The organism is Sphaerimonospora cavernae (genome assembly GCF_042435035.1).
GTDB lineage: Bacteria > Actinomycetota > Actinomycetes > Streptosporangiales > Streptosporangiaceae > Sphaerimonospora > Sphaerimonospora cavernae.
In genome coordinates this window covers 1-16971 of record NZ_JBHMQT010000025.1, presented here as the reverse complement: position 1 = coordinate 16971, position 16971 = coordinate 1, and the positions used below count along the sequence as shown (strand labels likewise).

Sequence of the window (16971 nt, the reverse complement as noted above, 5' to 3'; positions counted from 1 at the left end):
CCGCGGCCGGGGGACCGGTGCCGGGACGTCAGGCGCCGAGCCGGCGCAGCACGTCCTCGGCCTCGGCCATGATCCTGTCGATCAGCTCCCGGCAGCTCGGCAGGTCGTCGATCAGGCCGACGACCTGCCCGGTGGCCATCACCCCGATGTCGGGGCGGCCCTCCAGCAGCGCGGCCCGGTAGAGCATGGGGGCGTTGGCGGCCATCACCACCTGGCTCCAGGTCAGATCGCGGCTCTTCTTCATCGCCAGGCCTTCCCGGATGATGTCCGACCATCGGGTGCCGGAGATCTTCTGGAACGCGACGCCGTTCCGGGCGGCCCGCAGCAGCCGTCCCGGCCCCGAGGTCCGCAGCAGCCTGTCGATGGTGCCGGCCCTCAGCACCCGCTGGGGCACCCCGTCCACCTCGGTGGTCAGCACGGTGTCGTTCACCGTCTTGGACAGGTAGACCTCCTTCACCGCCTGCGCGACAGGGGAGTCGGTGGTCAGCAGGAAGCGGGTGCCCATCGCGATGCCGGCCGCGCCGTAGGACAGGGCGGCGACCAGGCCGCGGCCGTCGAAGAAGCCGCCGGCCCCGATCACCGGGATGTCGACGGCGTCGACGACCTGCGGCAGCAGCAGGCTGGTCGGGACGCCGCCGGTGTGGCCGCCGCCTTCGCCGCCCTGGACGATGACGGCGTCCACGCCCCAGGCCGCGACCTTCTCCGCGTGGCGGCGGGCGCCGATCGACGGCACCACGACCAGGCCGGCGTCCTTGCACTTGGCGATCAGGTCCTGCCGGGGCGCCAACGCGAACGAGGCGACCTTCACCCCGGTCGAGATCAGCAGGTCGATGCGGCGTTCCACGTCCGGCTGGTCGGCGCGGATGTTGACGCCGAAGGGATTGTCGGTCTTCGCCTGGATCGTCTCGATGGCCGTGACGAGTTCCTCATACGACAGCAGGCCGGCCGACAGGATGCCCAGACCGCCGGCGTTGGCGGTGGCCGCGGTCAGGGCGGGGTCTGAGACATAACCCATCCCGGTCTGCACGATCGGGTATTTCACCCCGAACAGCTCGCACGCCCTGGTGTGCAGAACAGAGGCGGCCGGGTCCGCAGCGGGGTCCGCCGCCGAGTCCGCCGCGGTCATCCGGTCACCTCCCGGTCGCGCAGCCCGCGCGGGTCCAGCACCTCGCGGATCAGGTGTAGTTCGTCCTCGGTGGGCAGCCGGGTCTGCGGTACGTCGCCTGCGACGTCCAGCGGGAAACCGGTGGCCTCCTGCACCTGCTCCACCGTCACTCCCGGATGCACCGAGGCCAGGCGGAGCGGGCCATGGTCGGGGTGGTAGTCGAAGACCGCCAGGTTGGTGACGATCCGGCGCAGGTCGTGGTAGCGGCTCGCGGCCGGGCCGGCCTCGGCCGCCCGGTCGTTGCCCACCCCGCAGACCATGTCGACCTTCGGCACGAACACCCGGGTGCTGTGCTTGGGGACCCAGTAGCTGGTCGGGTGGTAGACGCTGTTGCCGGGAGCGCCGCGCACGCCGAGCAGTTGCACCTTGGGCCGGTGGTAGTCGCCGACCATCGAGATGTTGGTGCTGCCGTATCGGTCGACCTGGCTGGGGATCATCATGACGTGCCGCTTGCCGTACCAGACCAGATCGAAGATCGTACGGAACGGAGTCCACGCCTCGATCTCGCCCTCGGCGGGGGTGCCGACCGGCCAGGTGCCGCGCAGCATGTGGGCTTCTCCGTCGGAGATCAGCAGGTCGGGGGAGAAGGTGTGCCGGGCCAGCCGGACGGCGATGGCGGGTACGGTGCCGAACGCGCTGGCGATCACCTCGCCGTTGTCGCGGAAGGCGTCGGCGCACGCGACGACGCACACCTCGGCACGGCTCACTCCGGCGGCGTCCGCGGTCGCGGGGGCACCCGAGGGCATCACACTGGTCATGCCGACACCTCCTGACGGCGGGCCGCCACGGCCGCCTGGTAGTCCGATTCGGATCCGCTCAGGTAGCGGTCCTGGAATTCCCGCCAGCGCTCGGGGTCCGCCGCCGCTGTGGCGTACTCCCGCTGGAAGGCCTCGTCCCGGTCGTAATCCGGCACGCACGAGGTGAAATGGGCGCCATTGGGTGCCTCGACCACCCCGGTCACCAGCAACCGGTTGATCTTCAACGTGGCCGGGTGGGCCGCGGCGGTCAGCTCCGCGGTCGGCACGATCTTCTCGCAGGACATGAACGCCTGCTCCGCGGCCATGCAGTAGAGGTCGTCGAAGTACGGGTCGGGCCCGAGGAACTGCCCATTTCCGTGCATGTCGGCCCGGTTCATGTGGATCAGTGCGGCGTCCAGGTGCAGGGCCGGCATGGCCAGCACCTCGTCACCACCGTAGGGGTCGGCGACCGTGCGCAGATCGGGGTTGTGGGTCGTGACGTCCGAGCCGAGCCCCGCGCGGGTCGGCAGGAACGGCAGTTTCAGGCCCGCCGCGTAGAGGCCCCACTGCAGCATGCCCTCGTCATACTCGGCGACCTCCACCGCGCCCGTCTGCCGTGCGGCCCGGAAGTGCGGGTCCAGGGCGATGGAGTCCAGGGACACGAACCCGAAGACGACCTTGCGTACCTTGCCGGCCGCGCAGAGCAGCCCCACGTCGGGGCCGCCGTAGGAGGCCACGGTCAGGTCCCGCAGGTCGGAACGGAGAATCTCCCGGACCAGCGCCATCGGCTTGCGGCGGGATCCCCACCCGCCGATCCCGATGGTCATTCCGGATCTGAGCCGGCTGACCACATCCTGCGCGGTCATCCGTTTGTCGGCCATCTACAGCTCCAGCGTTCGTTTTCAGATAAATCAAGCGCTTGTTTGGTCACCATATCAGGCGCGGCACGCCCGTCAACAGTCGTCGGCGTGACGTGAGCGGGGGGTTGGCGGCCCTGTCCTCCGTCGCTAGGGTAATCACCAATCAAATGCTTGCTTTACAGGCCCGTAGGCGCTTGACCCCAGGCGCCGCGGAACCGAACGAGGAGAGTACGTGAGCGAGCGAAGCGAGCGAGCCGATGAGCACAGCAGCGAGCGAAGCGAGCGAGCCGATGAGCACAGCAGCGAGCGAAGCGAGCGAGCCGACGGCCGCGAAGGTCACGGCGGCGGCCAGTGGACGGGTGGAGAGCAGATCGCCGAAGCCCTGGACGTGCTCGGGGTGCGACACGTGTTCACCATCGCCAGCGCGCACAACCTCGAGATCCTGCGGGCGATCCACCGGCGCGGGGTGACCGCCGTCGTCGGCATGCGCCACGAGCAGGGCGCGGTGCACGCGGCCGACGCCTACGCCCGGGCCGGTGGGGGGCTGGGTGTGGCCGTGGTCAGCACCGGGCCCGGCACCGCCAACGCGATGGGCGGGCTGTATGAGGCGGCGTTCGCCTCCTCGCGGGTGCTGCTGATCACGAACCAGGTGGACAGCATGTACCTCGACAAGGGCCGCGGGTACGTCCACGAGGCGCCCAACCAGACCGACATGCTGCGCCAGGTGTGCCGCGAGGTGATCTTGCCGCGGCGCGCGGGAGACGTCGGCGAGGCCGTGCTCCGCCTGGCGCGGGACGTGCTCACCGGGCGGCCGCAGCCGGCCGCGCTGGAGGTTCCCGTCGACTTCCAGTCCGCCCGCGGTGCGCGTTCGCCGCTGCGGCCCTACCCGGTGCCGGCGGATCCGGTGGACGGAAAGCAGGTCGCCGAGGCGGCCGCCGCTCTGACGGCCGCGCGCCGGCCGCTGATCTGGGCCGGCGGCGGGGTGGTGAGCGCGGGTGCGAGCGCCGAGCTGGTCCGCCTCGCCGAGGCGCTCGGCGCGCCCGTGGTCACCTCCCGCGAGGGGCGGGGCGCCATCCCGGAAGACCACGTGCTCGCGCTCGGCGCGTTCCCGACCGTCGCGCCGCTGCGTGACTTCGTCGAATCCGCCGACTGCGTGCTGGCCGTCGGGACCCGGTTCCAGATGTATCCCACGGACTGCTGGACGCTGAAGCTTCCGGAGAACCTGATCCACCTGGACGTCGACCCCGGTGTGATCGGCCGGAGCTACCCGGCGCGGCTGGCGCTCGTCGGCGACGCCCGGATCGGGCTGGCGCAGCTCGCCGAGCGGCTGCCGCCGCGGCGGCCGCGCGATGACGACTACCTGGCCGAGGGCCGGGAGGCGTACCGGCGGGCCAGGGAGCGCATCAGCGCCGACATGGGCCCCGACCACGAGGCGATCTGCGCCGCGATCGCGCGGCACCTGCCGCGTGAAGCCGTCGTGGTGCGCGGCACGACCGTGCCCTCCTATGTCTGGGGTATGAGGGTGCTGCCCGCGCTGGAACCGCGTACCTCGATCCGTCCGGTCGCCGCCGGGATCGGCCCGGGCCTGCCCTTCGCCATCGGCGCGGCGGCGGCCACCGGCGGCCCCGTGGTGCTGCTGCAGGGGGACGGCGGCCTCATGCTCAGCGTCGGCGAGCTGGCCAGTGCCGTGCAGCAGCGGTCCCGGGTCATCATGTGCCTGTTCAACGACCGCGGCTACGGCATGCTGCGCGACATCATCGCCAGGTCCGGGGCCGGGCCGGCCCAGGATGTGGACCTCGCCACGCCCGACTTCGTCGGCCTGGCGACGTCCTTCGGAGCCGCGGCCGAGCGGGTGAGCAGCGCGGCGGAGTTCGAGACCGCGTTCGCCGCGGCCGTGGGCCGGGACGGCCCGACCGTCCTGGAGATCGACATGTCCCGCCTGCACCCGCTTCGCCGGTGACAGGGACCGGGGCCGGCCCGGCGCCGCGACCACGCCGAGCAGATACCGACTGATTCGTAGAGAAAGGTGCGTGGGCAAGTGCTCGACACAGAGGTGTCCGAACTTCTGAAGGTCTTGAACGAGGGGTTTCCGCCGGTCCACCGGATGACCGGAGCCGAGGCCCGGGCGGTGGTGGCGGCCCGGCGGCAGCCGGTGGACAACCTCGACGACGTCCGGTCCGCGGAGGACCGCACGATCGACACCGACGACGGGCCGTTGCGGGTGCGGATCTACCATCCGCACGGCGAGGGCGGCGCGCCGCTGCCGGTGATCGTCTTCTTCCATGGTGGCGGGTTCGTCTTCTGCGACCTCGACACCCATGACGGGTTCTGCCGCCGGATGTCCAGGCACACCCGTTCGGTGGTCGTCTCGGTCGACTACCGGCTCGCTCCCGAGCACCGGGCGCCGGCCGCCGCCCGCGACGCCTACGCCGCGGTGAAGTGGGTCGCCGACAACGCCGCCGATCTCGGCGCCGACCCCGGCCGGATCGTGACCGCCGGCGACAGCGCGGGCGGCAACCTGGCCGCGGTCGTCTGCCTGATGGCCCGCGACCTGGGCGGCCCGCCGATCGCGGCGCAGGTCCTCGTCTACCCGATGGTCGAGCCGTCGTTCGACTCCGACAGCTATCGCCGCTACGCCACCGGCTACTACAACACCCGTGCCGCGATGGAGTGGTACTGGCAGCAGTACCTCGGCGGAGACGACGTACCCGAGCCCGCCCACCATGTCGCGCCGCTGCGCGCAGCCGATCACGCCGGCCTGCCGCCGGCCGTCATCGTCACCGCGGGACTGGACCCGCTGTGCGACGAAGGGCGGGACTACGCGGCGGCGCTCACCCGATCCGGTGTCCCGGTAATGCACCGCCACTACCCGGGCCTGTTCCACGGCTTCCTGACCATCGCCGCCCTCGGGCCGGCGGTCTCCGCCCGCGACCTGCTGTGGACCGACATCGGCTCCGTCCTCGCGTGATGCTCACGACGCGTCCGCGGCGATCCTGATGCCGATCTTGACCGCACCGCGGCCCTGCCGCGCGGCGAGTTCGATCGCCTCCGGCACCTGCTCCAGGTCGAAGGTGACCTCCGTGCAGTAGTCGACTTCGACCTCGCCGGCGGCGATGGCCGCCACGGCCTCGCGGAAGGAGGCCAGGCCCGGCTCGTCCTGGGCCCTGGAGGCCCACTGGACCGTCGCCGACTTGCGGAACGCGGGATAGGTGGGGAACGGCGCGTGCCCGTGCAGCTCGGGGAATCCGTAGAATCCGGCCGTCCCCTGGTTGGCGAGCGCCTCGATGGCCTCCGCGCGCGTCGCGTCGTACCCCGCCGCCTCGATGATGAAGTCCGCGCCGCGGCCGGCCGTCAGGTCGGCGATCACCTCGCCGATGGCCCGCCCGGGGGCCTGGACGGTCTCGTCGGCGCCGAGTCGCCCGGCGACCTCCAGGCGCCGGGAGTCGAGGTCGGAGACGATCACGCGGTCGAAGCCGAGCCGCCGCAGGTGCTGAAGGAAGAACAGCCCGGCCGAGCCCGCGCCGATGACGGCGGCGACCTTGCCCTGTCCGTGCACCGGGCCGCCGGGCCAGAACTTCTTCATCGCGAAGATCGTGGTGCCGAGCTGCTGGCCGAGCAGCAGACTGCGGCGGTCACCGTCGGGCAGCGCCACCAGTTGCCGGGCGTCGATGACCATGTATTCGGAGAAACACCCGCCGATCATGCTGATCGGCGCGGTGAGCACCGCCTGGCCCGGGACGTACGACGGGGAGCGGCTCTCCACGACCTCGCCGACCCCCTCGTGGCCGGGATAGCCGGGCTGACCGAGCCCGTGCTCCAGGTGGAATCCGTGATGGACCACATGGGTGTCGGATCCGCAGATCGAGGCGTACTCCATCCGGACCAGCACCTGCCCCTCGCCCGGTCGCGGGATCTCGAAGTCCGCCACCTCGACCCGGCCGGGGGCGGGCATGTAGGCCGCGCGCATGGGCTGTTCCTTTCTCGCGAGGCGACGCGGCCGGGGGCATGGGGGACCTCCGCCGCGTCACATTGAATGTCTACTGGTCGTGGTCGGTGTCGGGACGGGCGGGGACCAGGTGGGTGCGGTCCAGCTCGGTGATGTCGGCCACGCCCATCAGGGTGAGCGTCCGGACCACCTCCTCGCGGAGGATGTCCAGCACATGCCGCACGCCCGCCTCGCCGCGCGCGGCCAGGCCGTAGAGATAGGGCCGGCCGATGCCGACGGCCGTCGCGCCCAGGCACAGCGCCTTGACCACGTCGCTGCCGCGGCGGATCCCGCCGTCCAGCAGCACCGGGACCCGCCGGCCGACCTCCGCGACGATCGCGGGCAGCGCGTCCAGGCTGGCCGGTGCGCAGTCCAGTTGCCGGCCGCCGTGGTTGGACACCACGATCCCGTCGGCTCCGAGTGCGACGGCCCGGGCGGCGTCAGCCGGGTCCAGCAGGCCCTTGACGTACATCGGTCCCTGCCACAGCTCCCGCACCCTCGCGAGGTCGTCCCAGTCGACGTTCGGGCGCATCAGCCGCTGCTGGACCGCCGCCGACCTCACCCCGGCGCGGGCGCCCCGCTCGTTCACCAGCATCCGGGCGGCGACGCGCTGGTGCCGAAGGAACCCGCTCCACCATCGCGGTTTGCCCGCGGCGGCGAGCATCCGGGCCGGGGTCAGCGTGGGCGGGACGCCCATGCCGGTCCGTCGTTCTCCTTCACGGTTGCCCGCGACCGGCACGTCGACCGTGACGAAGACCGCCCGGTATCCGCTGTCTCGCGCGCGGCGCAGGAACGTGTCGGCCAGCGGCCGGCCGGTCGCCTGGCTGGTCCAGGGATACAGCTGGAAGAAGTGGTCCTCCGAGGTCGCCTCGGCGATCTCCTCGATGGTGTAGCTGGCCGCCGTGCTGATCACGGCTCGGGTGCCGGCCTGCTCGGCCGCGCGTGCCGCCGCCGGTTCGCCGGACCAGTGCGCCAGCCCGGTCATTCCGGTGGGGGACAGGAACACCGGCAGCGACAGCGGCACCCCGGCCAGCCGGGTGCCCAGCCCCAGTCCCTCCTTGCCGGTCAGCACGCGCGACCGCAGCGACCACCGGTCGAAGGAGCCGCGGTTGGCGCGCAACGTCACCAGATCGTCTGCCCCGCCGTCGATGAAGGCCCAGACCATGTCCGGCACCCGGCGGCGGGCGAGCCTTCGATAGTCCTCAACCGACAGCGGCGTCCGCGGGGTCGTCAGCCTGAACTGGATCGTGGCCACGTGCGCTCACCGGTAGGAGTCGGGGATCGGGCGCACATAGCCGGGCAGTCCGTAGCTGGACCAGCGCAGCTCCTTGGAGGTGATGAACTCCAGCAGCGCCGGCGTGCCCTCGCGGGTCTGCCGGATGCCCCGGCGGATCGCCGGCACGATCTCACTCGGATCGGTGACGCGTTCGCCGTACCCGCCGAAGGCTCTGGCCATCGCCGCGTAGTCGCCGGAGATGTCCATGGTGCCGTACTTGCGCTGTGACAGGCCCATCACGTGGGACTCCATCGCCATGGTGAAGTTGTTGAACACGATGGACAGCACCGGGATCCGTTCGCGGACCGCGGTTTCGAACTCCATCCCGGTGAAGCCGATGGCGGCGTCTCCCCACAGGTTGACGCAGAGCTTGTCCGGTTTGGCGAGCTTGGCGCCCATGGCCAGGCCCAGCCCGTAGCCGAGCTGCGTGGTCTTGCCCCAGCCGAGGTAGCTCAGCGGCTCGGTGGTCTTCCAGAACGGGGTGAGCTGGTCGCGGGGCGAGCCGGCGTCGTGCGTGATGATGGTCTGCCCGACGTCCACGGTGTGCATGAGCTCCCAGATGACGCGGTAGGCGGTCATCGGGTTCTCGTCCGAGGTGAGGATGGGCAGCCACTCGGCCATCCACTCCCGTTCGATCCGGGCGATCTCGGCCGCGACCGGGGCGGGATCGCGGGGACCCTCGACCATCGACTCCACCGCGGCCTGCATGGCGTCCAGGGTGAGTGCGGCGTCCCCGATCAGCGCGGTGTGCACCGTCACCTCGTTGTCCAGGTGGGCCGGGTCGAGGGTGGCGTGGATGACGGTCCGCCCGGTGGGGATCTTCGCGCCGAAATCGGTCTTGGTGAAGCTGCAGCCGATGCCGAAGATCACATCGGCCTGGTTGAGGAACTCGTACGCCTGCTTGGAGATGGCGCGTCCGGCGCAGCCGAGCGAGAGGGGATGGGTCTCGGGGAACGCGCTCTTGCCCTCGATGCTGGTGGTGACCGGAATGGCCAGCGTCTCGGCGAGCCTGCGCAGCTCCGGCCAGGCCTGGGCGTAGTGGACGCCCTGACCGGCGTAGATGACCGGGCGCTCGGCCGAGACCAGCAGCGCGGCGGCCCGCTCGACGTCGGCCGGGTCCGGGCCGGACCGGGTCCGGGCCACCGGCGTGTAGTCCAGCGGCTCGGGGACGTCCTCGAACCAGACGTCGGTCGGCAGTTCCACCACCACCGGGCCGCCCCGGCCGTTGCGCAGCCGGCTGAAGGCGCGCCGGAACACCGCGGGAACCTGGTCGCCGCGGATCAGCGGCTCCACCGACTTGGCGAAGGTGCGCAGGCTTGCGGTCGAGTTGAAGTTGGGCGGGACGTGTGCCTCCGCGCGCGGGTAGCCCATCGGCAGCACCAGGATCGGGACCGACTCGCCGAAGGCCTGGGCCACCGCGCCCATGCCGTTCTCGATGCCGGGCCCGTGCTGGGTGGCGTACACGCCGATGGTCCGGCCGCTGGTGACCCGGGAGATGGCGTCCGCCATGTGCCCGGCCGTGCGCTCCGCCCGGGTGATCACCGGCCGGACGTCGGCGTCGGCGGCGTATTCGAAGATGTAGTTGAGCGGGTATCCGCAGACGGTCTCGATGCCCTCGCGTTTGAGGATCTCGACGATGGCGGCGCCGACTTTCACGGTCTGGTATCTCCTTCTGCTCGATCAGACCACGCGTTCGCCGGGGGCCACGATCGCGTTGAGCGCGTCGAGGTCGGCGGGTCGCGGGACCCAGTCGGCCGCCCCCGCGTTGGCGACGACCTGTTCGGGGCCGGTGGCGCCGGAGATGACCGAGCCGACAGCGGGCAGGGCGGCCAGGCCGCCGACGGCCACCTGGAGCAGGCTCAGCCCGCGCTCGGCGCCGTAGGCCCGCAGGGCCTCCACCCGGTCCAGGGCGGCGTCGGTCAGCCACCCGGGCATGGCCGACAGCCGGCTGCCGGCCGGCGCCTGCTCGCCGCGCCGGTATTTGCCGCTGAGCAGTCCGCTGGCCAGGGGATAGTACGGCAGGATGCCGACTCCGAAGCGGGTGCAGGCCGGGACGGTCTCGGTCTCGGCGCCGCGGTCCAGCAGGTGGTAGCAGACCTGCGTGCTGACGAAAGCGGGACACTCGTCGGCCTGCGCCTGCCATGCCGCGTCGGCGAGCTGCCAGGCGGGCATCTGGGAGGAGCCGATGTACCGTACCTTGCCCTCGGTGATCAGCTCGTCCAGTGCGGCGAGGGTCTCGCCGAGCGGGGTGACGCCGTCGGGCTTGTGGTACTGGTACAGGTCGATGTAGTCGGTGTCCAGCCTGCGCAGGGAGGACTCCACGGCGTGCCGGATGTAGCGGCGGGCGCCACGCGGGCCGTGGCGGTCGTCGTCCTCGCCCATGGGCAGGCCGAACTTCGTGGCGAGGACGACCTGGTCGCGGTGGCCTTTCAGGGCTGCCCCGAGGTGGCGCTCGCTGTCGCCCGCCTTGCCGCGCCCGTGCATGCCGTAGATGTCCGCCGTGTCGAACAGGGTGATTCCCGCGTCCAGTGCGGCGCGGACCACGGCCTTCGTGCCGTCCTCGTCGAGCCGGGAGCCGAAGCTGTTACAACCGAGGCCGACGACGGAGACGCTGGGGCCGTGTTCGCCCAGTCGCCGATATCTCATGCGTTCTCCCCAAATCCGCTACAGGCGCCCGTGACGTGGACGCTCTCGACGAGCGCACCAGGCCGGGTGGTTACGGCACTCCTACCCTGGTTCCGGCCAAAGCCTGCAACCAAGCGCTTGCTTGTCTATTTGTCGATGCTATCGAGCGCCGGGGTGCGAAACAAGGGGGGCGCCTCGTCGATCGACGGCTGGACCGTGAACCGGGCCTGGCCGGGAACGAGGGGAGTTCCAGGAGGCCGAGCACGCGGAAGGCATGCCGCGCCGCGGCGCCGATCCGGTGATAGCCGGCTGCGACGCTGCTCCTGATATCCAGGCCCCCCAGGGTGAGCTCTTCCAGCCCGCCCTCAATCAGGTGCGAGGCGAGGCGGGCGAGCTTCCAGTGCGGGCGGCCGGCGAGGCGCGTGCCGGCGACGCGCAGCGCCAGCGGCAGGCCGCCGCACAGTCGGACGAGCTCGGCGGCGGTCTCGCGTTCCGCTTCGACGCGCTCAGGCCCGAGGATCGCCGCCAGCATGTCATGCGACTCCTCCGGCTTCAGCGTTCCGAGATCGAACGACGCGGCCCCCGGCCCAGGCTCGACCGTGACGGGCGACTCGCCGAGGCATGGGCGCTGCGGGGTGAGCTCGGGTACGCCGCCGGCGACCTCGCCGCGGCCGCATCCGACCTGGATCGGGCGGTCGAACTGGGCGGCACGCCTGAGATGCGGTTCAACCGGGCCGTCGTCCGTCAGGAGGCCGGCCGCTACGCCGACGCCGCGGCCGACTACGAGATCGTACTGGCCGCCACCGGCGAGGAGGACTGCCGGGAGCGGCTGGACTTCTGCCTGACCGCGCTGCGCGGCCAGGACCGCGCCGACCTGACGGCCTGACCACGAGCGGAGGCGAGTCACGATGCCGGATCTGTTCGAGGCCGTACGGCTGGGACGCCTGTGCCTGCCCAACCGGCTGGTGATGGCGCCGATGACCCGCAGCCGCGCCGACCGGCGCGGAGTGCCCTGCGCCGAGGCGGCCCACTACTACGCACAACGGGCGACCGCGGGGCTGATCATCACCGAGGGCGTGCAGCCGAGCCTGGCCGGCCAGGGGTATCCGGGAACCCCCGGCCTGCACACGGACCAGCAGGTCGAGGGCTGGCGGGCGGTGACGGAGGCGGTGCGCGCGGCGGGCGGCCGGATCTTCGCCCAGCTCATGCACGTGGGCCGGATCGGCCACCCGAGCCTCAACGGGCTGCAGCCGGTGGCGCCGTCGCCGGTGCCGGCCACCGGGCGGATCTTCACCTCGGCGGGCCACCGCGAGCTCCCGGTTCCCCGCGAGCTCGGCACCGCCGAGGTGCGGGCGACCATCGGCGACTTCGCCCGCGCCGCCAGGCGGGCCGCGGACGCCGGATTCGACGGGGTGGAACTGCACGGCGGGAACGGCTACCTCATCCACCAGTTCCTGTCCCCGGTGACGAACCGGCGCCGCGACCCGTACGGGCGGGACCGCGGCCGCCCGACGGCGGCAGGGCCGAGGGCGAGCGCTGGCTGCGTCACGGCGCCGATCTCGTCGCCTTCGGCCGGGCCTTCCTCGCCAACCCCGACCTGGCGGAGCGGCTGCGCAGCGGCGCGCCGCTGAACCGTCCCGACCCCGCGACCTACTACGGGGGCGGTGAGCGCGGCTACACCGACTACTCCTCCGTCGCCTCCACCATCGCCTGACCACCGGCGCCTGACCAGCGGTCTCGCTGACCGAGAAGACCACCCTGTTGACCGGATGCCGGCGTTAGTTTCCCCGAATGTCACACCAACTGAAGGTCTCGACCGCCTTTCGTGCTCTGCGGCCCGTGTCCGCCGCCGAGCTGACCGGGTGGCGACGATGAGCGTCGACCGCACGATCCTGCCCATGGCGTCGGCGGCGCCCACGGGCGCTCCCACCGTCGACGTACGCGATCTCGAACGTCCCTACCCGGTACGGCGTGCGGTCCGCGCGCCCGAGGGGGCGCCGAACGTGCTGGTGATCCTCGTGGACGACATGGGCTTCGGCGCGTCGTCCGCCTTCGGGGGGCCGTGCCGGATGCCCGCGGCGGACCGGCTCGCCGAGGACGGGCTGCGCTACACCCGGTTCCACACCACCGCGATCTGCGCACCGACCCGCACCGCGCTGCTCAGCGGCCGCAACCACCACAGCGTGGGAATGGGCACGGTCCCGGAACTCGCCACCTCCGCGCCCGGGTACGACTGCGTCCGGCCGGACTCGATGGCGACCCTGCCCCGGATCCTGTCCGGCAACGGCTACCACACCGGCGCCTTCGGCAAGATGCACCAGACGCCGATGTGGGAGGTCGGGGAGACCGGCCCGTTCGACCGCTGGCCGACCAACGAGGGGTTCGACCGGTTCTACGGGTTCATCGGCGCGGAGACCAACCAGTACTCCCCGGCGCTGATCGACGGGCTGACCCCCGTCGAGCCGCCCCGGACCCCGGAGGAGGGCTACCACCTCTCCGAGGACATCGTGGACCAGGCCGCCGGCTGGATCACGAACGTGACGGCCCTGGAGCCCGAACGCCCCTGGTTCGCCTACGTGAGCTTCGGCGCCTGCCACGACCCCATCCACGTGCCCGAGAGCTGGCGGGGACGGTACCGGGGTGAGTTCGACCACGGCTGGAACGCCCAGCGGGAGCGCACGCTGGCACGGCAGAAGGAGATGGGCCTGGTGCCCGAGGACGCCGGCCTGCCGGCGTTCGACCCCGACGTGCCGGACTGGGCCGACCTCGACGACGACGAACGCACGGTCTGCGCCCGCCTGATGGAGCTCTACGCGGAGTTCGCCGAGCACATGGACGCCCAGGTGGGCCGGCTCGTCGACACCATCGAGGGGCTCGGGCAACTCGACAACACGATCGTGCTGTACGTGCTCGGCGACAACGGCGCGGCGGCCGAGGGGGGCCTGTACGGCTCGGCCAACCTGGTCCGCAACCTCAACCAGGTGCCGTACACCGTGCAGGACACCCTCGCCGAACTGGACGAGCTGGGCGGGCCGATGACCTACCCGCACTACCCGGTGGGCTGGGCGCTGGCCATGAACACGCCGTACCAGCAGTCGAAGAAGTACGCCTCGCACTACGGCGGCACCCGCAACGGGATGATCGTGCACTGGCCCCGGGGCATCGAGTCCCGGGGAGAGCTGCGCCATCAGTGGCACCACTGCATCGACGTGACGCCCACGATTCTGGAGGCCGCCGGAATCCCGCAGCCGAAGATCGTGGACGGCGTCGTGCAGGCGCCGATCGAGGGCACGTCGTTCCGCTACACCTTCGACGGCGCCGAAGCCCCGGACCGGCACACCACCCAGTATTTCGAGATCCACGGCAGCCGGGGCATCTACGACCGGGGGTGGACCGCGGTCGCCCGGCACAACCAGATGGCGTGGGCCCGGCCCCGGCGCCCGGCCCCGCCCTTCGCCGACGACGTCTGGGAGCTCTACGACACGAACGCGGACTGGACCCAGGCCGTGAACGTCGCCGACATTCACCCGGACAAGCTCCAGGAGCTGAAGCAGAAGTTCCTCGTCGAAGCGGCCAGGTTCAACGTCCTGCCGCTCGACGACCGCATGCACGAACGCTTCGACCCCAGGCGGGCGCCCCGCCCGGACCTGCTGGGAGAGCGGCGTTCCATCGTGCTGCGGCCGGGCATGCGGGGCATGCGCGAAGGGACCGCCCCGGACTTCAAGAACACCTCGTTCACCCTCGAGGTGCACCTCGAGGTCCCCGAGGCGGGGGCCGACGGCGTGCTGATCGCCCAGGGGGGACGCTTCGCGGGCTGGTCGCTGTACGTCAGGGACGGCCGGCCGGTCTACTGCCACAACCGGTGCGGGGAGCGGACCTACGTCAGAGGATCTGAGCCGCTGACTCCGGGCTCGCACGTCGTCCGGCTCCGCCTTGACTACGACGGCGGCGGGGTGGGGCGCGGCGGCGGCGTGATCCTGCGCGTCGACGGCCGCGAAGTCGCGACCGGCCGGCTGGAGCGCACGATCGGGTTCCAGTTCTCGATGGACGAGACCCTCGATGTGGGCTGTGACCGGGGGACCCCGGTCACGGAAGAGTACGCGGCCCAACCGGCCGCCAACGCCTACCGGGGGCTCATCGACCACATCGACGTACGGCTGGACGAACGCCGCGACGCGCCGACCCAGCGGGAACGGGAACGGGTCGTCATGATCACTCATTGAGTGGGGGGAGAGGCGCTGGGCCGGTCCGGAAGGACCGGCCCAGCGGCTTTCCCAGCGGTTTTCGACGGCCCGCGAGTGCCGGGCGTGCTCAGCAGGTCACTTGACCAGGTACGTGTTCCGGAAGTCGGCGACGCCGCCGTTCACCGAGGCGAAGTCGTCCAGGCCGCGCACCTTGCCGTCGGCGACGTAGCCGCCGATGCCCTGCAACAGGGGTGCGTACAGGGCGTTGTCGGTGGCGTGGGCGACCGCCTCGCCGACCTTGGCGGCCCGCTGCTCATCGGTCAGCGACGGGTCGTCGACGCCCTCGGTCAGCTTGACCAGCTCCGGGTCGGCACCCGTAGGCCGGTAGATCGGGTTGACGAACAGCCGCTGCAGCCACGAGTAGGGATCGATCGAGGGCAGGGTCATGTACATCAGCTGGATGGGGTTCGGCGCCTTGGCCCACCCGGTGACCATGGCGTACACGTCCAAGGAGCGCAGCTGGATCTTGATGCCGACGGCCGCCAGGTCGGCCTGCACCGCCTGGGCGACGGCGGGCAGCGCACCCGTCTGGGCGACCAGCATCTCGCCGCCGTCGAAGCCGTCGGGGTGTCCGGCCTCCGCGAGCAGCTGCTTGGCCTTGTCCGGGTCGTAGGCGTAGACGCTTTCGCGGGCGGCGTCGAAGCCGGGCAGCTGCTCGGGCCACGGCTGCACCCGCGGCGTGGTCACCGGCTGGAGGGCGTCCACGATCGCCTGCCGGTTGATCGCGTGGTTGATCGCCTGGCGGACCTTGACGTCGTCGTACGGCTTGACCGACGGCTTGATGTTCAGCCCCACCATGTTCAGTGCCTGGGAGAGCGGCTGTGTCTGCAGCCGACCCGAGTCCAGCTGCGCCTGGTAGGGCTGCTTGTGCCCTTCCCAGGTGACGATGTCGGCCTGGCCGCTCTTGACCGCGTTGTCCATCGCCTCCAGACTGCTGTAGGCGGTGATGGTGACCGAGGCGGGTTTGCCGGTCTTGGGATCCCAGATGCCGCCCTCGTCGGTGCGTCGCTTGTAGACCACGCTCTGGCCGGGCTTGAACGACTCGATGACGTAGGCGCCGGTGCCCACCGGGTGGGTGGCCAGGTTGGGGCTGTTCAGCGCCTTGGGGGAGATCATGGCTCCGCCCAGTGTGCTCGCCAGCGCCGACAGCACGGTGGTGCTGGCCTTCTTCAGCTGGAGTTCGACGGTGTCGGCGGAGACGACCGTGACGCCGGCCACGTCGGCCAGGTATGCCTGAACGGCCGTCTTGTCGGCCTTCTGGGAGAACTCCAGGTTCGCCTTGACCGCCTCGGCGTCGAACGGCGTGCCGTCGCTGAAGGTGACGCCCTGGCGCAGGGTCAGCGTCAGCGTCGTGCCGTCGGGGGAGAACTCCCACTTGGTGGCGAGCATCGGCTCGTACTGCGCGTTCGGTCCGACCTGGAGCAGCCGGTCGTAGACCGGCCAGGTCCCGATCGTCAGCTGGGTGGGCTCCGGCGCCTGCCGGGGGTCCAGCGACTGGGGCACCGGCATGCCGATGTCGAGGGTCGCGTTGCCGTCGACCGTGTCACCCCCACTACCGGTCGCGGCGGTGCTGCTGCTGCTGCTCGCTCCGCCGCAGCCGGCCAGCAGCGTCGCGGTGGCCAGTGCCGCGCAGAGCGCGATCGCCCCTCGCCTCCGGCGCAATCTACTGTTCCGCTTCATCGTGTTCCTTTCCCCGTTCGGCGGCGGGCCGACGAACGGGACCTCAAAACAGGAGTCACCGAACGGCCGTCCTCGAGTCCGAGTTCACGCCGGTTCGGGCTCGCCATGCCGCGACCGCTCACCGACGCGATGATCACAGTTGCGGTGCCTGTCCCGGCGAGCAGGCTGACGAGATCGCATGATTCGTGTCACAGACGCTAATTCCAGGTCCGCGGGTGCCTGTCCGGCGTCCCGGTGACCGAGATGGGGTGGCGGTTCGTTCTGGTCCGGACGCACACTCACTGCCGGTGAGCTCCAGCGGGGGGCTCAGCGGGAACGGCCCGCGAAGTGCGAATCGACGGAGCGTCATGAACCGGTTCGAAGGTAAGAATGTTCTGATCACGGGCGCGTCCGCCGGCA

General features: G+C 71.3%; 12 protein-coding genes and 1 pseudogene. 5 read left to right on the top strand and 8 right to left on the bottom strand.

The features are described from left to right. Window positions 1–28: 28 nt before the first annotated feature. Genes ACFHYQ_RS12890 through ACFHYQ_RS12880 form a run of 3 tightly spaced genes read right to left on the bottom strand, consistent with a single transcriptional unit; the run spans window position 29 to window position 2783 of the window. Entirely contained in the window at window positions 29–1126 is a 1098-nt protein-coding gene (locus ACFHYQ_RS12890; protein ID WP_394301357.1) for an NAD(P)H-dependent flavin oxidoreductase, read from the bottom strand. Further along, window positions 1123–1923: a CoA-transferase subunit beta gene (locus tag ACFHYQ_RS12885; protein ID WP_394301356.1), complete on the bottom strand. Its 801-nt coding sequence runs from the start codon at window positions 1921–1923 to the stop codon at window positions 1123–1125. Before ACFHYQ_RS12885 ends, ACFHYQ_RS12890 begins: the two co-directional genes overlap by 4 nt. Next, a complete protein-coding gene (locus ACFHYQ_RS12880) occupies window positions 1920–2783 on the bottom strand; it encodes a CoA transferase subunit A (RefSeq protein WP_394301355.1) in 864 nt (287 codons plus the stop codon). Before ACFHYQ_RS12880 ends, ACFHYQ_RS12885 begins: the two co-directional genes overlap by 4 nt. 211 nt (window positions 2784–2994) lie before the next feature. Here ACFHYQ_RS12880 and ACFHYQ_RS12875 point away from each other — a divergent pair, with 211 nt between their 5' ends. Further along, window positions 2995–4722 carry a thiamine pyrophosphate-binding protein gene (locus ACFHYQ_RS12875; RefSeq protein ID WP_394301354.1) on the top strand — a complete coding sequence of 576 codons (1728 nt, stop codon included), beginning with the start codon at window positions 2995–2997 and terminating at the stop codon, window positions 4720–4722. A gap of 78 nt (window positions 4723–4800) precedes the next feature. Then, window positions 4801–5730 carry a LipP1 family hormone-sensitive lipase gene (gene lipP1 / locus ACFHYQ_RS12870; RefSeq protein WP_394301353.1) on the top strand — a complete coding sequence of 310 codons (930 nt, stop codon included), beginning with the start codon at window positions 4801–4803 and terminating at the stop codon, window positions 5728–5730. Between the two features lie 3 nt (window positions 5731–5733). On the opposite strand, the gene ACFHYQ_RS12865 is transcribed toward lipP1, so the two are convergent. From ACFHYQ_RS12865 to ACFHYQ_RS12850, 4 genes are all read right to left on the bottom strand, one after another. Then, window positions 5734–6729, bottom strand: coding sequence for a zinc-binding dehydrogenase (locus ACFHYQ_RS12865; RefSeq protein WP_394301352.1), 996 nt, complete (start codon window positions 6727–6729; stop codon window positions 5734–5736). Window positions 6730–6799: 70 nt separating this feature from the next. Continuing rightward, window positions 6800–8002, bottom strand: coding sequence for an alpha-hydroxy acid oxidase (locus tag ACFHYQ_RS12860; RefSeq protein ID WP_394301351.1), 1203 nt, complete (start codon window positions 8000–8002; stop codon window positions 6800–6802). Between the two features lie 6 nt (window positions 8003–8008). After that, window positions 8009–9679, bottom strand: a complete 1671-nt coding sequence (locus ACFHYQ_RS12855; protein WP_394301350.1) for a thiamine pyrophosphate-requiring protein — start codon at window positions 9677–9679, stop codon at window positions 8009–8011. Window positions 9680–9703: 24 nt separating this feature from the next. Beyond that, window positions 9704–10669, bottom strand: coding sequence for an aldo/keto reductase (locus ACFHYQ_RS12850; RefSeq protein ID WP_394301349.1), 966 nt, complete (start codon window positions 10667–10669; stop codon window positions 9704–9706). Window positions 10670–10922: 253 nt separating this feature from the next. On the opposite strand from ACFHYQ_RS12850, the gene ACFHYQ_RS12845 reads away from it, so the two are divergent. The 3 genes and pseudogenes from ACFHYQ_RS12845 (at window position 10923) to ACFHYQ_RS12835 (ending at window position 14871) form a co-directional block, all read left to right on the top strand. Continuing rightward, entirely contained in the window at window positions 10923–11534 is a 612-nt protein-coding gene (locus ACFHYQ_RS12845) for a hypothetical protein (RefSeq protein WP_394301348.1), read from the top strand. A gap of 22 nt (window positions 11535–11556) precedes the next feature. Beyond that, window positions 11557–12362 (top strand): annotated as a pseudogene (locus ACFHYQ_RS12840) (oxidoreductase). 157 nt (window positions 12363–12519) lie between these two features. Continuing rightward, window positions 12520–14871 (top strand): arylsulfatase, encoded by a 2352-nt coding sequence (locus ACFHYQ_RS12835; protein WP_394301347.1) that lies wholly within the window; start codon window positions 12520–12522, stop codon window positions 14869–14871. A 96-nt stretch (window positions 14872–14967) separates the two neighbouring features. Here the strand turns inward: ACFHYQ_RS12835 and ACFHYQ_RS12830 are convergent, their stop codons facing one another. After that, on the bottom strand, window positions 14968–16572 hold the full coding sequence (locus ACFHYQ_RS12830) for an ABC transporter substrate-binding protein (protein WP_394301346.1): 1605 nt from the start codon (window positions 16570–16572) through the stop codon (window positions 14968–14970). Window positions 16573–16971 lie beyond the last annotated feature (399 nt).